Source organism: Marinomonas sp. HM11-D (assembly GCF_057626615.1).
The window spans coordinates 45,865-60,134 of sequence record NZ_JBMMKT010000005.1 but is presented as its reverse complement, the minus strand read 5'-3'; the positions used below and the strand labels follow the sequence as shown (position 1 = coordinate 60,134).

The window sequence follows — 14,270 nt, the reverse complement described above, 5'->3', positions numbered from 1 at the left end:
CGACTTCACTTAGGAAAATTCTATGCTGCCTAAAATTGCGGCCTTAACGTCTCTTGTTTTTGCAACGGGGCTTAGCTTTGCCCAAGATGTCACCCTTACCGATGTGCTGGACCGCCAAATCACCTTTGATGCGCCTGCGCAGCGCGTGATAGTCGGTTTTTACCCAGAAGATTACATGGCCATTGGCACCGAGGCGGCTTACGACCATGTGGTAGGCATGTCCAAATACATCTGGCAAGCACGCCCTGCCAATTGGGACATGTACGTTGCGCACCGCCCTTCTCTAGATGAGATCCCAGGCATTGGCCGCGTTGATACGAAAACCTTCTCAGTTGAAAAAGTCATCAGCTTAAATCCTGATTTGATTATGCTGGCGGACTGGCAATATAAGGGCCTGGGCAGTGATGTTGAGCGTCTTGAAGCGGCTGGCATTCCCGTGGTCGTGGTGGATTACAATGCACAAACCCTTGAGCGCCATGTGAAAAGTACCGAGATTATCGGCGTTATCACCGGTCAAGAAGCGCGCGCGAAGACCATCGCCGATGAATACACGCAAAACTTGCAGATGATTCAAACCCGCCTTGAACAAGCCAATTTACCGAAACCTACGGTCTACACGGAATACGGCGCGGCGGGTGTCAATGAAGTGGGCTACACCTTCGGTAAGAACATGTGGGGCGCCATCTCTACCATGGCCGGTGGCGATAACATTTCTGCGCCATACGTAGAATGGTGGGGCAAGCTGAACCCTGAACAAATTCTCGCCGCCAATCCTGATGTGATCGTGATGACCGGTTACGAAAGCAGCACCAGTGATGATGGTATGCTCATGGGTCAGAACGTTAGTAAAGAACAAGCACAGCAACGTTTAGAGGGCTTTGAGCAACGTACTGGTTGGTCGTCTCTCAATGCGGTGCAAAATGATCGCATGTATGCCGCCTACCATGGCGCGGTACGTTCCATCTTGGATGGCGCCATGATTCAATTTTATGCCAAGGCCCTATATCCAGAGCTTTTCAAAGATCTAGACCCGCAAGCGGCTTACCTTGAGTTTTACCAAAAGTATTTGCCTGTTACACCAAGTGGCACGTTTGTATTAGGTCAATAAAACCTAAACGCGCTGAGCAGGCTTTTGCTCAGCGCGTTTTTCAGCTTAAGCTATTTGGTTGTGGCGCAATTCGTAATGTGATGCCATAAAGGTTTCAAATGCATCTGCTTTCAAACATTTTGAAAAGTGAAACCCTTCTTGTAAGGTGCATCCGAGGCTATGCAGCAACGTTAATTGTTCTGGTGTTTCGATCCCTTCTGCAATCACTTGTATCCCCAATTGCTTCGCCATACTCAGAATGCCTTCGACTAGGATAACGTCTACTTGGTTAAACATAACCGAGTCGACTAAGCTTTTGTCAATTTTTAGCATACTGAAGGTGTAGTCCTTCAAACAACCTAAAGATGAATAGCCCGTTCCAAAGTTATCTATAGCGACTTGTATTCCTAAACTTTCATAATGATTTAAAATCGCCATCATCACCTTTGACTGCTGAATCAAGCAACCTTCAGAAATCTCAATAATTAGATTTTGCCCTTGCAAACCATATTGATGGAGCTTACTTAGCAACTGTTTCGTACATAGCTCTTTGTCAATGAGGTCATACTGCGACTGATTGATCGACATCTGAAAATCTAAGCCATATAAGGTTGTCCAACGGGACAGCTGATCCATTGCCATATCCATGACTAGATCATCTAGTTCGCGGATTAAACCAAACTTCTCAGCAATAGGAATATACAAGTCCGGCTCAAGAACACCATGTATTGGATGCTCCCAGCGAACCAATGCTGCTACTTTTTTAATGCTACCCGCTTCAACATCAACAATAGGCTGATAAACGAGGCTTAACGCTTTATTCTGAACCGCCTCTTTCAATGCGATGGCGATTTCTTCCTCACCTAAATACTGCTCTTGTAGCAGACCCGAAAACAACTTGATGGTATGACTTCCACTTTGTTTAGCGCAAAATTGAGCGTGGTCTGCACGGGTAATCAAGGCTTGGGTACTGTGGCCATCATCAGGAAATACGGCGACACCAATACTGGCTGAAATGGAAACAGGCACATTCATTACAGTCGTAATGGTAGAGATGGATTTGGCAACTTTGTTTGCGGAAGTCTCAATATCTTTTTGGCTAGCAAGTCCCATTAAACAAATCTGAAAGTCATCTTGCCCAATACGAGCACATTCATCCGAGCTTCGTATGGCTTTACGAATACAATGACCAATGGCTATCAATACTTGATCTCCAAAAGCAAAGCCATACTGCTCATTAAACTTTTGAAAACCATTAATATTGAGATTTAACAATGCGAACTTCTTATTTCGAATATGCGACATATGCAGTAATTCTTCCATACATTGCATCATGCCATACTGATTAAGTAAGCCCGTTAGACCGTCATGACTTGTGTGGTTTACCAGTGCAGATTTGTCTTTGAATTCATGGGTAATATCACGTGCAATCGTTGATACTCCAGACATTTGCCCACGATCATCAAAAATCGGGGATAAGGAAATAGATACATAAATTAGAGACTCATCTTTTCGCACTCGGGTAGTTCTAAAGTGACGAACTACTTCCCCTTTTCGCAGTGCCCTCATCAGCTTTGCTTCTTCCTGGATGCGATCACCAGGAAAAATTAACGTAATATGTTGACCTACTGCTTCATCTGCTAAAAAGCCAAACATTCTCTCTGCAGCAGGATTCCAAGTTTGAATGAAGCCGTCTAAAGTCTTACTGATAATGGCATCTTCGGTGGAAACAACCAATGCTTTAAACTGAGCCGATTGCTGCTCTATTAGCACTTGCTTGGTAATGTCACGCGCAATCTTAGACGCACCGACAATGACTCCATTTTGATCGCAAATAGGAGATACCGTTACCGATACATCTATATAATGACCATCTTTGTGCAACCGTTTTGTTTTAAAATGCTCAACCTGTTCACCACGCATTACTTGATTCAGAATAGCTTGCTCTTCATGTAATCGATCAACAGGAAAGAGTATAGTGATGGACTGACCTAACATTTCTTGCTCACTGTAGCCGAAAATTTTCTCTGCACTCCGGTTCCAACTGGTCACAATACTGTTAAGGTCTTTGCTGATAATCGCATCATCAGACGACGCCACAATCGCTTCGAAATGATTGGTAAAGGTTGCCATTGTAGAGTTCCTCAAACAGAGCTAGTGAAAACAGCGAATGCAAATAGGTAGGATGATTCCCTATACGAACGTGCTGTCATTATTCTTATGGTTAGACCTTAGTACGTAAGTAACCGAGAATAAGTTTAATTTTTGTAGCAATTTGCAAGTAAAGTCCGCGCTAAAAGAGACTAACAACTAGGTGGCTTTTATAAATCTCCTCTCGAATTCAGTGTATAGCCGTCATCATTTTGACATTTAAATCACATACAACTGCAAACTCCCGCCGCTAAGTTATTTCCAATTTTTATAACTTATTGATGGAGATAGTCATGTTAGCAACCACCTTTCGCCGTACGCTTTTAGCAACTTGCCTTGCAGGCGCCAGCCTAGCGGCTCAAGCGGATGCTTTTAACCGCATTGCTAGCTTCCCTGTTGCGAAAAACCTAGGCAACCAAGCCGTTGAAACCGTAAGCTCAGCCGAAATCATTACTGCGACAGCCGATGGCAACACTCTGATCTACTCAGACAGCCCACGTGGCGGTATTGGTTTTGTCGACATTAAACAGGCTAACCAACCTAAAGCACTAGGCTTCCTAGACCTTCAAGGTGAACCAACTTCTGTAGCCAGCGTTGGTAAATGGGTAGTAGCTGGAGTGAACACCTCTGAAAGCTACACCAATCCAAGTGGCTACCTTGCCATTGCTGATGTGGCGTCACAAAAAGTGATGCAGCGTTGTGACCTAGGCGGCCAACCAGATTCTGTGGCGGTTTCAAAAGACGGCCGTTACATCGCCGTGGCGATCGAAAACGAACGTGACGAAGAACTAAACGACGGTGCTTTGCCACAAATGCCGGCGGGCTACGTGGTCATTATTGAATTCGACCAAGCCACTGGCGAATGTAACAAAACCCACACCATCTCTTTGGCAGGCCTTGCGGACATTGCACCAAGCGATCCTGAGCCAGAATTCGTTGCCTTCAATGACAACAACGAAGTGGTCGTGACGCTACAGGAAAACAACCACATCGTCGTCATCAATGCTGAGCAAGCCAAGGTAATGCACCACTTCTCTGCCGGCACCGTAAACCTATCGCAAATCGATGTGAAGAAAGACGGTGCGCTAACCTTCACCGCGTCTCAATCTGATCTCAAACGTGAACCGGATGCGGTGAAATGGTTGGACAATGAGCGTTTTGTGATTGCCAACGAAGGCGATTATCAAGGGGGGGCCCGCGGCTTTACCATCTTCAATAAAAAAGGTGACATTCTGTTTGAAAGCGGTGCCAGCTTTGAACATGAAGTGGTGCGCGTGGGTCATTACCCAGAAAAACGTTCTGGTAAAAAAGGCGCTGAGCCAGAAGGTCTAGAAGTAGCGACTTTCAATGGCCAAACCTACATCTTCGTGATGTCTGAGCGTGGCTCTGTAATGGCAGTCTACAAAGACACTGGTGCTGCGCCAGAGTTCGTGCAAATGCTGCCATCTGGTATTGCGCCAGAATCTGCGATTGCCATCCCAGGTCGTAATTTGATTGCGACCGCAAACGAAGAAGACTTGGTAAAAGACAGCGGCCCACGCTCTCATGTGATGCTGTACCAATTAGAAGACAAAGCACCCGCTTACCCACAAATTCGCTCTAACTTGGACGCACAAGGTGCACCGATTGGTTGGGGCGCCTTGTCTGGTTTGGCTGCTGACCTGAAGCAGGCCGGTAAACTTTACGCCATCAGTGATAGCTTTTACTCTAGTCAACCCGCGATTTTCACCATTGATGCGACTAAAACACCTGCGCAAATCACCGATAAACTGGTCATCACGCGCGATGGCAAACCTGCTGAAAAGCTAGACCTTGAAGGTATCGTGATGGATCCGAAAGGTGGCTTCTGGTTAGCCTCTGAGGGCAACGAGAAGAAAGAAGTGCCACATGCCTTGTACCATGTACAGGCGAACGGTGAAATTGATCAAACCATCGATTTCCCTGCTGAGCTTTTGAAAAACCAAGAACGTTTTGGTGCGGAAGGTATCACGCTAGTGGACAATACCCTTTGGGTGGCCATCCAACGCCCTTGGAAAGACGATGCCAAAGATCAAACCAAACTATTGGCCTACGATCTAGCGGCCAACACTTGGAGCGCCACACACTACCCGCTTGAGAAAGCGGAATCTGGTTGGATGGGACTCTCTGAAATTACTGCGCACAACGGCAGCTTGTATGTGGTAGAGCGTGATAATCAACTAGCCGAAGCTGCTAAAGTAAAACGCCTCTACAAGGTGGACTTGGCGAATGTCAAAACTGCCGCTCTAGGTGAAACGCTACCAACCGTGAGTAAGCACTTGGTGTACGATTTCCTACCAGAACTTAAAGCTCAAAACGGTATCGTGGTCGATAAGATTGAAGGCTTTACCATTGATGCCAGCAACACAGGTTATGCGGTAACGGATAACGATGGTGTGGACGACAGCACGGGTGAAACCTTCTTCTTCAAAGTCGGTGAATTCAAATAAGCCTGATCACGGCCAACAAAAAAAAACGGCGCCAACTGGCGCCGTTTTTTATTTGAATGATTAGGCTCTAAGCATCACATCCAGCTGGTCAACCACCTCCGACCAGTCGGCATCATCGGCTTTCATTTGCTTTAACGCTGAGGCTTGGGCTTCTGTCCAGATCGGCGCATCCCAAATTTGGACATTACTTGGAATCGGTGCCGTCGTCACCACAAACTGCTCAATTCCCCGTTTACTTCCGTCTAACCCCAACTGCTCAAAGAGTGAATTAATTGAATGAACATGAGTCTCCATAAAATCCTCCTGAGAGTGTTGATGAGAAAAACAACCGCCTTTTAAAGACTAGATGAAAGGATAAAATTCCGCTATATCAGCAACCGCTAAAATGCATTCACCCTGAGCGACTTTACTCCCCCCAAAAAACGTTGGCTATGTCACCTATGTCTTCGCTTGCCAGTATGACTATCCATTAAAGCAGAGGCGGTTATGAAGCTTACGTAAGAAAAAATAAAACTATATGGAGTCCGATCCGGTAATGTAAAAATAATGAAGCCGCGCACTGCGCGGCTTCATTTCGAGGAGCGAATACTGTTTATAACTTAAAGCGTGATACTACACTTTCCAATTGATGGGCTAACTCAGAAATTTCGTGGCTTGATTGAGAATTCAAACGCACCGCTTCACTAGTATCCATGGTGATTTCTCGGATCGTCACCACATTGCGATTGATTTCATTGGCAGCAATGGATTGCTGCTGAATCGCGCCCGCCACTTCACGGGCCATATCGGCAATGTCATGTACCTCTTGCGTGATGCGTCCTAACACATCACCAATCACCGCCGACTCTTCACTGCTGCGTAAACCGTCTTCACTGCACTCTTTCATAATGCTGACGATGCCTTGGGTACGACTCTGTAACGAATCAATGATGCCAGAGATTTCCAATGTGGCATCATGAGTACGACTTGCTAAAGCACGTACTTCATCCGCAACCACGGCAAAACCACGGCCTTGCTCACCAGCACGTGCTGCTTCAATTGCGGCGTTCAACGCCAATAAATTGGTCTGCTCAGCAATGTCCTGAATCACATTTAGCATGCTGCCAATGCTTTGGCTTTGCTTCGCTAGCTCTTCCGCGGAACCCATGGCGCCTTCTAGACGTGACGATAAATGATGCACACGACTGACTGCATCAGAGACTCGCGCTTGGCCATCAGTGGCACTTTGTTCGGTCGACTGGGTTTTCTCTACTGCCACCGCCATATTTTGTGAAATGTCCTCAATAGTGCCCACCAACTCAGACACGGATGCCGCCACCATATCGGTTTCATCGCGCTGACGCTCTGCATCATTAGCAGTGCGCTCCGCGGTTTGAGACAACTGTCGAGTTTGTTGATTCATGTGCAACACAGAGTCATTCACCGATAGCACCACCGCTTGAAAACCCTCTAACATTTGATTGGTACTACGCGCCACATCGCCAATTTCATCTCTGCCATCGTACTCTATGCGTAGACTCAAATCGCGGGTGCGGTCGACTTTAAGCACTGCCTCACGAATCAAGGCCAATGGACGATTAATAGAATGACTGATGCGCCAAGCAATGACGGTCGCTATGATCGCCACTAACGCAAAGACTAGCGCCATGGTGATTTCAATCTCACGCAATAACACATCCGTTTGGCGTGTCATGCTCTGATCCATCGCGCTTAATTTATCTTCGGTTTGCTGAATGGTACGGCGCATCTCACCCATTAATCCCTGATCAGAATCGAGTCCAATCAGACGCTGCTGATTAACATAATCGGTAAATTTTGCTTGATAAGTATCCGCTAAAATAAGTAAACGTTTCTGCTCTGAGATGTCCATCTCAGCGGACTGAACTTGCTGTTTCAGTTGCTGCAAGGTGCTGGCAAATCGTTCAGGGTACTTTGCATCAAGGCGCAGCATAAAATCTTTTTCATGACGTCTTAATTGCAGCATGGTCACCAGGATACTCGGCATATCTAAGTCTTTCAGCGCACTTTCAATATCATGCACTGCGCCACGCAATTGTCCTTCCAAGCCTTCTTCTGGCGTCAGGCCCATGGCTTGTTCAGCCTTCACCAAGGCATTGAATTTTTGATCGTATTCTTTGAACAGAGGTAATAAGCCAGCAAAGCTATTACTGTTTACGCCTAACTCGATAAACAATTGATCAAGGGTAGCTTGCTGCTGGGTTATGCGTGTCATCACTTCTGCAAAACGCTGCACATATTTAATGTCTTCGCGTGCAAGAAAATCCTTTTCATGACGTCGCAGTAATAACATTTCCGACTCTTGGCGCTGAGCCAACTCTTTACCCACGATGAGTTCTTTTAATCGGTTTTCTGCAAACAGGAATGCGATGACTAGAGCAACCATCGCAGCGATCACAACGCTAGTGTTCAGAATGAGCTTTTGCTTAATTTGCACGGTGCAATACCTTCAACTTAGGAATGACTATCCCTGCTAGGCACTTAGAAAACTCCTAAGAAGTAAGTGTAGCAAAGACCGTAAATCTCGATAGCGAGACACAATATGAAGGTTTTATGACAGAAATGTTACTAACAATTTAATTAGTATAACTATGATTTATTCTTTCACAATTGAGCGTGCAGTTGTTCACTTCCTAGTCAAACCGCCCAACGTTTAAGTAGTAGTAAAAAACTAAAGTCTGGTCATGGTTGCACCATATTTGCAGCAAAATCGAATCCTTTTATCCCATTTATTATCAGATGCCTTAAACAAAGTAACGTAAAGGCATTTATCACAAAAACTGTTCAGAACAATTCTTAGTAGTTGAAACCTACTTTTTTAAGGAGTCGTTACAATAACTTTAACTTTTACGAATATACAAATTTGATCGAACATTATGAAACGAACACCCCTTCTAGGCGCCGCATTACTCACCCTGCTAAGTGCCAACCTCTACGCTGGTAGCGGTATTGCCAGCCTAACGCTGGACAATGACTATTTCATTCACCGTGATGACGGCTACACTAATGGTCTGTACTTTACTTTGTATGATCGCGGCGGCATTCCCGCGATGGACGATGGCAGTGTGGCCCCAAAACATGATTTTTGGGTCGCCCCACTAATGTGGAGTATGCCCACCGATACAAGCTATGGTGCGGTCAATGCCATCAAGCTAGGACAGTCCATGTACACCCCATCGGACCTAACCTTGGTCAACCCAGACCCAAATGATATTCCTTACTCTGCGATGATCAGTCTGACCAACTCGTATCTAGTACTTAACAAAGATCACGCCGATGTGGCCAGCACCAGTATCGGTATTGTTGGCCCTGCGGCATTGGGTAAACAAACTCAGAAACTGGTACATCAGGTACTGGCATCAGACGATCCGCAAGGTTGGGATTCGCAGCTGCATAATGAGCTGGTATTCAAAGTCGGGCGTGGTCGCCTTTGGCGCAACTGGGCATCAGAACTGGATACGATGGATGTGCTGACGTCGGTAAAAGGCAGTGTCGGTACCCTACGCAGTGCGGCCAGTTCCAGCGTTATCTTTCGCTATGGCCGTGACTTAAAACGCTCGTTTGGCAGCTTCTTACTGCTGGATTCTCGCACCACTAACCCAATTGCCGTCAGTGGCGAATGGTATGTTTATGCCGGCCTACAGGCAGAGTATGTGTTTAACGAGATTTTTATGGACGGTAACACCTACCGCGACAGTGCCTCGGTGGATTATGATCACTCTTTTGTCGGGCTGAACTTTGGTGCCGCCTACTCGTGGGGCCGCAGCTCACTTACTTTCGCAGTGAATCACTCAAGCTTACTACAGCCAAGTAATAGCCAATACACCGATGAAACTCAATACGGTACCTTGACTTACTCTTGGCAATTTTAGGGGCCTGCAACAAACCAGTCTTTAGGAATCTTCTCTAAAGACTCTTGTAAAGCTTCAAAGCATCGTCGGTCGATCGCTGTGTCTAGATTCTCATCCATGATGGCTAACACTTTAGAGACCGGCATGGCTGCTCGATAGGGGCGTTCTGCCGAGATGGCATCAAATATATCGGCGGTGGTGATGATGCGTGTGATGAGAGGGATGTCGGCCTCTGACAACCCTCGCGGATAACCCGTACCATCTAATTTCTCATGATGTGAGGCAGCAATTTTAGCCAGCTCTTTTAAGGGAGTGATTTGCTCGAGGATCAACTCTGTATTGGCGGCGTGCTGTTGCACTGCAAGCCACTCATCTTGATTTAACTTATCCGGCTTATCGAGGATCTGATTACTGACGCCTAACTTGCCAATGTCATGCAACAGAGCCGCTCGGCGAACCCAAGTGCATTCTAATTCAGAAAGATTCAATTGCTCGGCGATTAACGCAGCATAAACCCCTACTCGCTGACTGTGGCCAGCAGTGTATGGGCTTTTGGCATCGACAATTTTACCAAAGGCCCCAACGATGCAATCAAAGTAGTCTTCATCTAACAGCACATGTGTCTGAGCTGGCGCCAAAGACATGACGTTATGACGAATGTCGGGGTGTTGCAGCCCTTCAAGAAACGAACTTTCTTGTAGCAGTGCTTCGAAGTGCTCCACCAGCATAGGGTCAAACCATTCACCCGAACGATGTTTTACTTCCTTTAGCGCCGTTGGCAAATCATGCTCCACATGAAACACATCCACCACTTGTGACAGTAACGCTATTCTCGAATAAAGAGGGATCGCTTCTTGGGCAATTTGCTGTGGTCGCCCTTTACCATTCCAGTGCTCGTCTAGGCTGGCAATGCCTAAGGCTACAGCTTCAGAGAAGCGCAGTTCACGGGCAACATCAGCCCCTCGACTACAGCGAGTTTGAATCAACTCTTGCGCATACTCAGTACCATTTTTGAGGATATCTATGGTCGTCGAAATACGAGAGAGCCAGTTTTCGCCTTTACCCGCATTGCGTACGACAAAGTTGATAACACTGGTTAAGCTGGTACCGACGGTTTTGAAATCTTTCTTAAAAGCACGATCATCGGTTATATATAACTCACAAATACGAGCGGCATTGCTGCTGCAGCCAGCGTCTTTAAGCAACAAGGTGTAAAACAGATCATGTAGCTGTTGCTCAGTTAGCCCTATTCGGCGCCCAAGGTGCATACCAATCCAACAGCAGCGAATACAATGCTCAGGCGGTTGCCCCTCGGTCATATCTAGCGCCGTGGTCAGTGATAGCACCAACTCAGAAAGCGGAATTTGCGCATTCAGTAAGGACATCTTCATCAAGAGAATACCTTTACGTTTTTCAATAAGCCTAACACATGACCAATAAATCGAAACCACTTACGCCAGATACAAAAAGAGCTACCTTCTTAGTAGCTCTTTCGATTATCGAACGATTAGAGTTCTCTTGACGCTAAAAACTCGTCATAAGTGCCTTGGAAGTGCTCGATCTTGTGATTCTTAATATGCAGAATCTCAGTCGCCAATGAGGATACGAACTCGCGGTCGTGGCTGACGAAAATAAGCGTACCAGGGTACATTTCCAACGCCATGTTTAGAGATTCAATCGATTCCATATCCAAGTGGTTGGTTGGCTCATCCATCAGCAAAACGTTGGTTTCTTGCAGAATCAATTTACCAAAGATCAAGCGGTTCTTTTCACCACCCGAACAGACCTTGGCTTTCTTATTAAAGTCATCCGATGAGAACAACATACGACCAAGCGTCGCGCGTACCACTTGATCGTCATCCGATGGTTTACGCCACTGAGTCATCCACTCAAACAGTGTCATGTCATTATCAAACAGATCATTGCTGTCTTGTGGGCAGTAACCTAGGGTCGCGTTTTCCGCCCACTTAACCGTACCTTCTTGCGCTTCCAGCTCGCTCATTAGACAGCGCAGCATGGTGGTTTTACCCACCCCGTTTTCACCTAGCACCGCCAGACGTGCACCCGCTTCAAGAATCAGGTTGCCACCTTGGAACAGTTTATCGCCCTCAAAACCATGACCTAGGTTCTCTAGCACCAATGCCTGACGGTGTAGCTTCTTCTGCTGGGTAAAACGAATAAATGGGTTTTGACGGCTAGACGGTTTAATGTCTTCCAACTTAATTTTATCCAGCTGACGAGCACGAGATGTCGCTTGTTTTGCTTTCGAGGCGTTGGCAGAGAAACGCGCAACGAACTGTTTTAGATCGGCGATTTGTGCCGACTTCTTGGCGTTGGCCGCCATCATGGATTCACGAGCCTGCGCCGATGCCAACATGAAATCATCGTAGTTACCTGGGTAAACACGTAGCTCACCAAAGTCGATGTCCGCCATGTGGGTACATACAGAGTTTAGGAAGTGACGGTCGTGGGAAATGATCACCATGGTCGACTTGTACTGGTTCAGCATGTCTTCCAACCAGCGGATCGAGTCGATGTCCAAGTTGTTGGTCGGCTCGTCCAATAGCAGAATATCTGGCACCGAGAACAGGGCTTGCGCCAATAGCACACGCAGCTTCCAACCCGGTGCTACTTCGCTCATTGGGCCAAAGTGCAAAGACTCATCAATACCTGCACCTAAAAGGATTTCGCCAGCACGACTTTCCGCACTGTAACCATCCATTTCCATGAACTCGCCTTCCAGTTCAGCGACTTTAATACCGTCTTCCTCGCTCATTTCTGGCAAGCTGTAGATACGGTCACGCTCTTTTTTCACTTCCCACAGCTCTTTGTAACCCATGATTACCGTATCGATAACCGAGTATTCTTCAAAAGCGAACTGGTCCTGATTCAATTTACCCACACGAATATTTGGGCTCACCGAAACGTTACCCGATGTTGGAATCAAGCTGCCGTCTAAGATTTTCATGAAGGTGGATTTACCACAGCCGTTGGCGCCGATTAGGCCGTAACGGTTGCCATCACTGAACTTAACGGAGATGTTTTCAAAAAGAGGTTTGCTACCAAACTGCATGGTAACGTTAGAAGCTACGATCATGGGGTATCCAGAAATTGAGAAAGCCCCAATGAAGGGGCTTAGTGATTGATGGGCGTACTATAAAGCCTGTGTATAAAAAGTCTATGGCATTGATGAAAAAGTCATCATTTTTCACAGCCAAGCGACATTTCTCTACTTCAATTTTTTATTGATCTTTTCCATCAAGGCATCGATTTCCTTATGACGACCTTGGTCCGCCAGCGGACGATCTGCACGAGGCGCCGCCTGCTGTGCCATATTTAGGTATTTCTGAGCTTCACTGTACTGCTTATCGTCGTATAAAAACTCCGCATAGAAGTAGTTGCCATCAATGCCTTCTGGGTTCAGTTTCAATGACTCTTGCAGCAATTTCTTCGCTTCTTTATCGCTACCAAAGCCAATCGGCCAACCTGGAACCTTGTGGTACAGTACGCCTAAACTAGTGTAAGCCGAGCCTTGCAAAGCATTTGGGTCTTGCTTGATGGCTTGCTCAAAACTAGCCTTGGCCGCCTTGGCAAACGACAGTGCCCCTAAGCCGCCTTTAGCGCCCGCAGTGCTGGATTGAATAATCCCCAACCAAACACGGTATTCGGTTTTATCTGGCTCTGCCTGCACCATTTGCTCCGCTTGGCTGATCAGTTGCGTAAAGGCTGCTTCGCGCTCCTCAGCTGGCATCAGATAGTTAATTTCGGCCCATGTTTTTTGTAGTGTGTGCAAACCTTTGTCTGCCTCTTCCGCCCAAGCTTGGGAGAACATGCCGGCACAAATAAAAGCTGCTGATAGAATCTTTTTCATAGTCGCTTCTCCAGAAAAGTTGGTGCGATAAAGCGTTTAATAATGGGCAATTTCTTTAGTAAAGCCTTGTCGACAAGGCTTGGGAAAGCGCCATTGATTTTGACAAACAAGCGCTCGGGAAAGCCAATAAAAGCACGGTTGTGTGAACTTTCTAATAACTCGATAAAATGTTTTGCCACCACATCCGGCATATCCACTTGGTTACCTAGAGCCTCGTTCATGGCGTTGGCCACATCGCTGTTGATCGCGGTCGCGGTCGCACGTGGAGCAAGATACGACACACGAATATTGCTGTCCGCCAATTCGCGCATCAGAGATTCGGTAAAACCACGCAAGCCAAACTTGCTGGCGCAGTAAGCACTTTGACCGGCAAAGCCAATGCTGCCAAACGCCGAGCCGATATTGACGATTTGCGTTGCTTTGTCTTGTTGCAACAATGGCAACAACGCCTGAGTCAGCAACATAGGCGCCACAAGGTTCGTCTCGATCACTGACTCAATGGTGTGGCTATCAGTATCTTCCAGCATGGACAAATGACTGACGCCGGCATTGTTCACCAGCATGGTTAAGCCACCTAACTCAGATACCTTTGTCACCAACGCAGTGCGCTCTTTGGCAGCAGATAAATCGGCGCAGATCACATCGTGGTAGCCGGGCAGGGTGTCGGCTAAGGCATGCAATTTCATGCTATTGCGCCCTACCAAAATCAGACTTACGCCCTTGTCAGCCAATGCTCGAGCAATGGATTGGCCGATGCCACCTGAGGCACCGGTCAATAAACAACGTTGATTTTCCCAATTCATATTTTCCCAACTCATAGTCAC

General features: G+C 46.7%; 10 protein-coding genes. 3 read left to right on the top strand and 7 right to left on the bottom strand.

Going from position 1 to position 14,270, the window contains the following annotated elements; genetic code table 11:
* Window positions 1–22 precede the first annotated feature (22 nt).
* Window positions 23–1,108 (top strand): ABC transporter substrate-binding protein, encoded by a 1,086-nt coding sequence (locus ACOSVP_RS08890; protein ID WP_487347145.1) that lies wholly within the window; start codon window positions 23–25, stop codon window positions 1,106–1,108.
* Window positions 1,109–1,153: 45 nt separating this feature from the next.
* Here ACOSVP_RS08890 and ACOSVP_RS08885 read toward each other — a convergent pair whose 3' ends face one another.
* Window positions 1,154–3,220 carry a putative bifunctional diguanylate cyclase/phosphodiesterase gene (locus ACOSVP_RS08885; protein WP_487347144.1) on the bottom strand — a complete coding sequence of 689 codons (2,067 nt, stop codon included), beginning with the start codon at window positions 3,218–3,220 and terminating at the stop codon, window positions 1,154–1,156.
* A 311-nt stretch (window positions 3,221–3,531) separates the two neighbouring features.
* Between ACOSVP_RS08885 and ACOSVP_RS08880 the strand changes: the two genes are divergently transcribed.
* Window positions 3,532–5,706 carry an esterase-like activity of phytase family protein gene (locus ACOSVP_RS08880; RefSeq protein WP_487347143.1) on the top strand — a complete coding sequence of 725 codons (2,175 nt, stop codon included), beginning with the start codon at window positions 3,532–3,534 and terminating at the stop codon, window positions 5,704–5,706.
* A 60-nt stretch (window positions 5,707–5,766) separates the two neighbouring features.
* Here the strand turns inward: ACOSVP_RS08880 and ACOSVP_RS08875 are convergent, their stop codons facing one another.
* A complete protein-coding gene (locus ACOSVP_RS08875) occupies window positions 5,767–6,000 on the bottom strand; it encodes a DUF2789 domain-containing protein (RefSeq protein WP_487347142.1) in 234 nt (77 codons plus the stop codon).
* A 298-nt stretch (window positions 6,001–6,298) separates the two neighbouring features.
* Entirely contained in the window at window positions 6,299–8,161 is a 1,863-nt protein-coding gene (locus tag ACOSVP_RS08870; RefSeq protein WP_487347141.1) for a methyl-accepting chemotaxis protein, read from the bottom strand.
* Window positions 8,162–8,600: 439 nt separating this feature from the next.
* Between ACOSVP_RS08870 and ACOSVP_RS08865 the strand changes: the two genes are divergently transcribed.
* On the top strand, window positions 8,601–9,596 hold the full coding sequence (locus ACOSVP_RS08865; RefSeq protein WP_487347140.1) for a lipid A deacylase LpxR family protein: 996 nt from the start codon (window positions 8,601–8,603) through the stop codon (window positions 9,594–9,596).
* Here the strand turns inward: ACOSVP_RS08865 and ACOSVP_RS08860 are convergent.
* The 4 genes from ACOSVP_RS08860 to ACOSVP_RS08845 form a co-directional block, all read right to left on the bottom strand.
* Window positions 9,593–10,966, bottom strand: a complete 1,374-nt coding sequence (locus ACOSVP_RS08860; protein ID WP_487347139.1) for an HD-GYP domain-containing protein — start codon at window positions 10,964–10,966, stop codon at window positions 9,593–9,595. The two genes, ACOSVP_RS08865 and ACOSVP_RS08860, sit on opposite strands and share 4 nt — an antisense overlap.
* Before the next feature lie 116 nt (window positions 10,967–11,082).
* Window positions 11,083–12,672, bottom strand: coding sequence for an ABC-F family ATPase (locus ACOSVP_RS08855; RefSeq protein WP_487347138.1), 1,590 nt, complete (start codon window positions 12,670–12,672; stop codon window positions 11,083–11,085).
* Window positions 12,673–12,804: 132 nt separating this feature from the next.
* Window positions 12,805–13,446, bottom strand: a complete 642-nt coding sequence (locus ACOSVP_RS08850) for a tetratricopeptide repeat protein (RefSeq protein WP_487347137.1) — start codon at window positions 13,444–13,446, stop codon at window positions 12,805–12,807.
* A complete protein-coding gene (locus tag ACOSVP_RS08845) occupies window positions 13,443–14,264 on the bottom strand; it encodes an SDR family oxidoreductase (protein WP_487347136.1) in 822 nt (273 codons plus the stop codon). The genes ACOSVP_RS08850 and ACOSVP_RS08845 overlap by 4 nt, the downstream gene beginning before the upstream one ends.
* Between the last annotated feature and the right edge of the window lie 6 nt (window positions 14,265–14,270).

Coding starts and splice junctions, on each gene's coding strand:
- ACOSVP_RS08890 (WP_487347145.1), top strand. CDS start 23: ATGCTGCCTAAAATTGCGGCCTTAACGTCTCTTGTTTTTGCAACGGGG.
- ACOSVP_RS08885 (WP_487347144.1), bottom strand. CDS start 3,220: ATGGCAACCTTTACCAATCATTTCGAAGCGATTGTGGCGTCGTCTGAT.
- ACOSVP_RS08880 (WP_487347143.1), top strand. CDS start 3,532: ATGTTAGCAACCACCTTTCGCCGTACGCTTTTAGCAACTTGCCTTGCA.
- ACOSVP_RS08875 (WP_487347142.1), bottom strand. CDS start 6,000: ATGGAGACTCATGTTCATTCAATTAATTCACTCTTTGAGCAGTTGGGG.
- ACOSVP_RS08865 (WP_487347140.1), top strand. CDS start 8,601: ATGAAACGAACACCCCTTCTAGGCGCCGCATTACTCACCCTGCTAAGT.
- ACOSVP_RS08860 (WP_487347139.1), bottom strand. CDS start 10,966: ATGAAGATGTCCTTACTGAATGCGCAAATTCCGCTTTCTGAGTTGGTG.
- ACOSVP_RS08855 (WP_487347138.1), bottom strand. CDS start 12,672: ATGATCGTAGCTTCTAACGTTACCATGCAGTTTGGTAGCAAACCTCTT.
- ACOSVP_RS08850 (WP_487347137.1), bottom strand. CDS start 13,446: ATGAAAAAGATTCTATCAGCAGCTTTTATTTGTGCCGGCATGTTCTCC.
- ACOSVP_RS08845 (WP_487347136.1), bottom strand. CDS start 14,264: ATGAGTTGGGAAAATATGAATTGGGAAAATCAACGTTGTTTATTGACC.